This window comes from Agromyces humi (assembly GCF_009720255.1).
Taxonomy (GTDB): Bacteria; Actinomycetota; Actinomycetes; order Actinomycetales; family Microbacteriaceae; genus Agromyces; species Agromyces humi.
This window is the reverse complement of record NZ_WJSP02000264.1, coordinates 1-5309: the sequence shown is the minus strand read 5'-3', so window position 1 is coordinate 5309 and position 5309 is coordinate 1. Positions and strand designations below refer to the sequence as shown.

Annotated in this window: 6 protein-coding genes and 1 pseudogene; all 7 read right to left on the bottom strand. The window is 72.0% G+C overall.

The annotated features are described in order from the left end of the window. Window positions 1–186: 186 nt before the first annotated feature. Window positions 187–1707: an anthranilate synthase component I gene (locus tag GH736_RS16630; protein ID WP_235934357.1), complete on the bottom strand. Its 1521-nt coding sequence runs from the start codon at window positions 1705–1707 to the stop codon at window positions 187–189. A gap of 29 nt (window positions 1708–1736) precedes the next feature. Beyond that, a complete protein-coding gene (hisI, locus tag GH736_RS16625) occupies window positions 1737–2180 on the bottom strand; it encodes a phosphoribosyl-AMP cyclohydrolase (protein ID WP_159605320.1) in 444 nt (147 codons plus the stop codon). Further along, a complete protein-coding gene (hisF, locus tag GH736_RS16620; RefSeq protein WP_159605318.1) occupies window positions 2177–2938 on the bottom strand; it encodes an imidazole glycerol phosphate synthase subunit HisF in 762 nt (253 codons plus the stop codon). Before hisF ends, hisI begins: the two co-directional genes overlap by 4 nt. 7 nt (window positions 2939–2945) lie before the next feature. Beyond that, window positions 2946–3785, bottom strand: a complete 840-nt coding sequence (hisG, locus tag GH736_RS16615; RefSeq protein WP_159605316.1) for an ATP phosphoribosyltransferase — start codon at window positions 3783–3785, stop codon at window positions 2946–2948. Window positions 3786–3854: 69 nt separating this feature from the next. After that, window positions 3855–4118 (bottom strand): phosphoribosyl-ATP diphosphatase, encoded by a 264-nt coding sequence (locus GH736_RS16610; RefSeq protein ID WP_159605314.1) that lies wholly within the window; start codon window positions 4116–4118, stop codon window positions 3855–3857. Between the two features lie 9 nt (window positions 4119–4127). Continuing rightward, entirely contained in the window at window positions 4128–4799 is a 672-nt protein-coding gene (gene rpe / locus GH736_RS16605; protein ID WP_159605312.1) for a ribulose-phosphate 3-epimerase, read from the bottom strand. 9 nt (window positions 4800–4808) lie between these two features. Then, window positions 4809–5309, bottom strand: a pseudogene (locus GH736_RS16600) (rRNA small subunit methyltransferase B); the annotation flags it as partial.

Sequence of the window (5309 nt, the reverse complement as noted above, 5' to 3'; positions counted from 1 at the left end):
ATGGCCACCGACCCGTGGCCGTGCGGAGTCTCCTTTGCGACCTGGCGATACATGGGAAGCATCCCGAGCAGGGTGAGGGCCACGATGAGAAGGGTGGCTCGAACCAGGTCTGGCTCCACGAGAGCAGCGCCAGGCCGGCGCCGACGATCGTGGCCACGATGATCGGCAGCTTCATGCGCGCGGTGCTCACTCGACCCTCCGCATGGCGTTCGCGACGGCGACCGCGCGCAACGGCGCCGCCGCCTTGTTCTGCGACTCCTGGAACTCCGACTCGGGCACCGAATCGGCCACGAGCCCGCCGCCCGCCTGCACGCGCGCGATTCCGCCCGAGATCGTGGCGGTGCGGATCGCGATCGCGAGGTCGGCGTCTCCGCCGAAGCCGAAGTAGCCGACGACGCCGCCGTAGAGCCCGCGCTGGGCGGGTTCGAGCTCGTCGATGATCTCGAGCGCCCGCGGCTTGGGCGCACCCGACAGCGTGCCGGCCGGGAAGGTCGCCCGGAACACGTCGACGGCGTTCGCCCCTGGTGCGAGGTTCCCCTCGACCGACGACACGAGATGCATGATGTGGCTGAACCGCTCGACCCGCATGAACTCGGTCACCTCGACCGACCCGGCCGTGCAGACCTTGGCGAGGTCGTTGCGGGCGAGGTCGACGAGCATGAGGTGCTCGGCCTGCTCCTTCGGGTCGGCGACGAGCTCGGCCTCGAGGTCGGCGTCCTGCTCGGGCGTCGCGCCCCGCGGCTTCGAGCCCGCGATCGGGTGCGTGAAGACGCGGCCGTCCTCCACCTTCACGAGCGCCTCGGGCGAGGAGCCGACGATCCAGTACGGCTCGCCGGCCGGGTCGTCGAGGTGCAGCACGTACATGTACGGGCTCGGATTCAGGCTTCGGAGCACCCGGTAGACGTCGATCGGGTCCGCGGTCGCCACCTGCTCGAAGCGCTGCGAGACCACGACCTGGAAGATGTCGCCCTCGCGGATGTACTCCTTGGAGCGCTCGACCGCGGCGAGGAAGTCGGCCTTCTCGGTCCGATGCGTCGGCGACGCGGCGGTCGTGAGGTCGATCTCGGCGAGCCACGCCTCCGACGGGCGGGCGAGCCGCCGCTGCATCCGGTCGAGCCGCTCCTGCGCGTCGACCCAGAGCGCCTCAGGCGACTCGTCGCCGTCGTTGAGCGCCGAGGCGACCAACTGCACGGTGCCCGTGCGGTGGTCGATGACGACGAGCTCGGCCACGAAGGCGAACGCCTGCCCCGGCATCCGGAAGTCGGCCGGCGGCCGGTTCGGGAGGTGCTCGATCTGCCGGATCGCCTCCCACCCGATGAAGCCGACGAGCCCGCCGGTGAGGGGCGGCGCGCCCGGCACGTCCTCGGTGCGCCAGCGCTCGTACAGCGCCTCGAGCGCGGCCAGGGGCGCGAGTGCCGCTGCCTCGCCCAGCGCACGCTCCGCCGAGAGGCCGTAATCCTGCCATTCGACGTGCCCGTCGCGCTCGGTGAGCACGCCGTACGAGGACGCGCCGACGAAGGAGTACCTCGACCAGATACCGCCCTGCTCGGCGGACTCGAGCAGGAAGGTGCCCGGGCGGCCGGCGGCGAGCTTGCGGTAGATGCCGACCGGGGTCTCGCCGTCGGCGAACAGCTCACGGGACACGGGCACGACCCTGCGGCCCGGCAGCAGGGCGGTGAACTCGTCGAAGCTCGTGGTGGCGGGCACTCGGCCTCCTCGTGTCGGCGGTGGGTTCGTCAGTCGGCGGACGTCGGGGCCGGGGCGCCAGTCGTCTTCGGGGCGGGCGCAGCGCCCACGGCGACCTCGAGCGGGTCGCCGTCGAAGCATGTGCGCGTGCCCGTGTGGCACGCGGCGCCGACCTGCTCGACGGTGACGAGGAGCGTGTCGGCGTCGCAGTCGAGGGCGGCGGCGCGGACGTACTGCACGTGCCCCGACGTGTCGCCCTTTCGCCAGTACTCCTGCCGAGAGCGCGACCAGAACGTCACGCGACCCTCGGTGAGGGTGCGGCGCATGGCCTCGCGGTCCATCCAGCCGAGCATGAGCACCTCACCGGTGCCCTCCTCCTGGATGATCGCGGGCAGGAGCCCGTCGGCGTTGAACAGCGCGCGGTCCACGGCGGATGCCCCGGGCGCCCACGACTCCTCGTCGCGCTCGAGCTCCTCGTCGCCGGCCTCGCTCATCGCACGATCCTCCCGTCCGCGGCGAGTGCGGCCTTCACCTCGCCGATCGTCACCTCGCCATTGTGGAACACGGATGCCGCGAGCACCGCGTCGGCCCCTGCCGCGATCGCCGGGGCGAAGTCCTCGACCGCGCCGGCGCCGCCCGACGCGATCACCGGCACGCCGGCGAGCTCGTGCATCAGCGCGGTGAGCTCGAGGTCGAAGCCCGCCTTGGTGCCGTCGGCGTCGATGGAGTTGACCAGCAGCTCGCCCGCGCCCAGGTCGATGGCCCGGCGCGCCCAGTCGAGCGCGTCGAGGTCGGTCTCGGTGCGGCCGCCGTGCGTGGTCACCACGAAGCCCGAGGCCGTGCGCCGCGAGCGCTTCACGTCGAGGGAGAGCACGCACACCTGGGCGCCGAACCGGTCGGCGATCTCGGCGATGAGCTCGGGGCGGGCGATCGCCGCGCTGTTGACGCCGATCTTGTCGGCGCCGTGGCCGAGGAGTCGCGCCACGTCCTCGGCCGAGCGGACGCCGCCGCCCACGGTCAGCGGGATGAACACCTGCTCGGCGACGCGCTGCACCATGTCGTACGTGGTGGAGCGGTCGTCGACGGTGGCCGTGACGTCGAGGAACGTGAGCTCGTCGGCGCCCTGGTCGGAGTAGCGCGCGGCGAGCTCGACGGGGTCGCCCGCGTCGCGGAGGTTCTGGAAGTTCACGCCCTTCACGACGCGGCCGGCGGCCACGTCGAGGCACGGGATCACACGGACGGCGAGGGACATCCGCGCCTCACAACCGGGCCGCGTGGATGGCGCTGACGAGGATCGCCCGGGCCCCGAGCGAGTACAGCTCGTCCATGACGTGGTTCATGTCGACCCGCGGAATCATGACCCGCACGGCGACCCACTCGGGATCGTGGAGCGGCGAGACGGTGGGCGACTCGAAGCCCGGCGCGGCCTCGGTCGCTCGCTCGAGGTGCGCGACGGGCACGTCGTAGTCGAGCAGCACGTACTGGCGGGCGACGAGCACGCCCTGCAGGCGCCTGAGCAGGGTGTCGGCGCCTGCGCGCTCGACGCCCGAGCCGATGAGCACGGCCTCGGACTCGAGGATCACCGGACCGAAGATCTCGAGGCCAGCCTGGCGGAGCGTCGAGCCCGTCGACACGACGTCGGCGACGGCATCCGCCACACCCAGTCGCACGGCCGACTCGACCGCACCGTCGAGCTTCACGAGCTTGGCGGTCACGCCGTGCCCGGCGAGGAAGTCGCCGACGAGCCCCGGATAGCTGGTGGCGACGCGCACGCCGTGGAGGTCGGCGAGCTCGGCGAAGCCCCCGGCCGGTCCGGCGAAGCGGAACGTCGAGTCGCCGAAGCCGAGCGGGGCGATCTCGTTCGCCTCGGAGCCCGAGTCGAGCAGCAGGTCGCGGCCGGTGATGCCGACGTCGAGGGCGCCCGAGCCCACGTAGGTCGCGATGTCCCGCGGTCGGAGGTAGAAGAACTCGACCCCGTTGCGGGGGTCGGCGGTGTGGAGGTCGCGCGGGTCGCGGCGACCGGTGTAGCCGGCCTCCCACAGCATCTGGGCGGCGGTCTCGGCGAGCGAGCCCTTGTTGGGCACGGCGATTCGGAGCATTTCCTGCCTTATGTGTCTGGCAACACGGTCGTGTCGACGGAGCTGGTCGGTCATGGGGTCATGGCGCGATCAGAGATGTCGGTACACGTCGGCCGGCGCGAGACCTTTCGCGAGCATGAGCACCTGCAGGTGGTAGAGCAGCTGCGAGATCTCCTCGGCGGTCTCGTCGTCGCTCTGGTACTCGGCGGCCATCCAGACCTCGGCCGCCTCCTCGACGATCTTCTTGCCGATGGCGTGCACGCCGGCGTCGAGCTGTCGAACGGTGCCGGAACCCTCGGGGCGGGTGCGGGCCTTGTCGCTGAGCTCGACGAACAGGTCGTCGAAGGTCTTCACCCGTCTAGGCTACCGGTGCGCGTGCGTGTGCGCCGACGCGGCGTCGCGCAGCGACGCGATGCGGTCGGCGGGCACGTCGCCGCCGAACACGGCCGACCCCGCGACGAACGTGTCGGCTCCGGCCTCGGCAGCGATGCCGATCGTGTCGGCCGTGATGCCGCCGTCGACCTGCAGCCACACGTCGAGCCCTGCGTCACGCACGGCGTCGGCGATGCGCCGCAGCTTGGGCATCGTCTCGGGGATGAACGACTGGCCGCCGAACCCCGGCTCGACCGTCATGACGAGCACCTGGTCGAACTCGGGCAGCAGGTCGAGGTAGGGCGTGGCATCCGTGCCGGGCTTCAGCGCGATGCCGGCCCGCGCGCCGATCTCGCGCAGCCGGCGCGCGAGCGCCACCGGTGCGGCCGCCGCCTCGGCGTGGAACGTGACCGAGAAGGCGCCGGCCTCGGCGTAGGCGGGCGCCCACCGGTCGGGATCGTCGATCATGAGGTGCACGTCGAGCGGGATCGGCGAGACCTCCTGCAGGCGCTGCACCATCTGCAGCCCGAAGGTGAGGTTCGGCACGAAGTGGTTGTCCATGATGTCGACGTGCACGAGGTCGGCCGAGGTGATGCGCCCGAGCTCGTGCTCGAGGTTCGCCCAGTCGGCAGCGAGGATGCTCGGGTTGATCCGCGTCGTCATGCCGCCAGCCTAGCGATCGGCGTCGGCGGCGATTGCGTCGCCGGTGCCTTCGCCGGTGCGACGCACCAGCGCGATGAACATGGCGTCGGTGCCGTGCCGGTGCGGCCAGAGCTGCACGGTCTCGGGCGCGCCGGCGAGGTCGAGCGGATGCCGCGACAGCCCTTGGAGGACCGCGCGCGTGTCGACCTGCTCGACACGCCCATGCCACCGCTCGAGCGCCGCCGTCAGCGTTCCGTGCGTCTCAGCGGTGTGCGGCGAGCAGGTCACGTACGCCAGGATGCCGCCCGGGGCGAGTGCACCGACCGCCGCGTCGAACAGCTCGCCCTGGAGCTTCGTCAACTCGGCGACATCCGCCGGCGCCTTGCGCCACCTCGCCTCGGGACGACGACGCAGGGCGCCGAGGCCGGTGCACGGGGCGTCGAGGAGGATGCGGTCGAATCCGCCCGGTGCCCCGAGCTCGCCGGCGTCGATCTCGCGACCGTCGCCCACGTGGACCTCGACCGGCGCGGG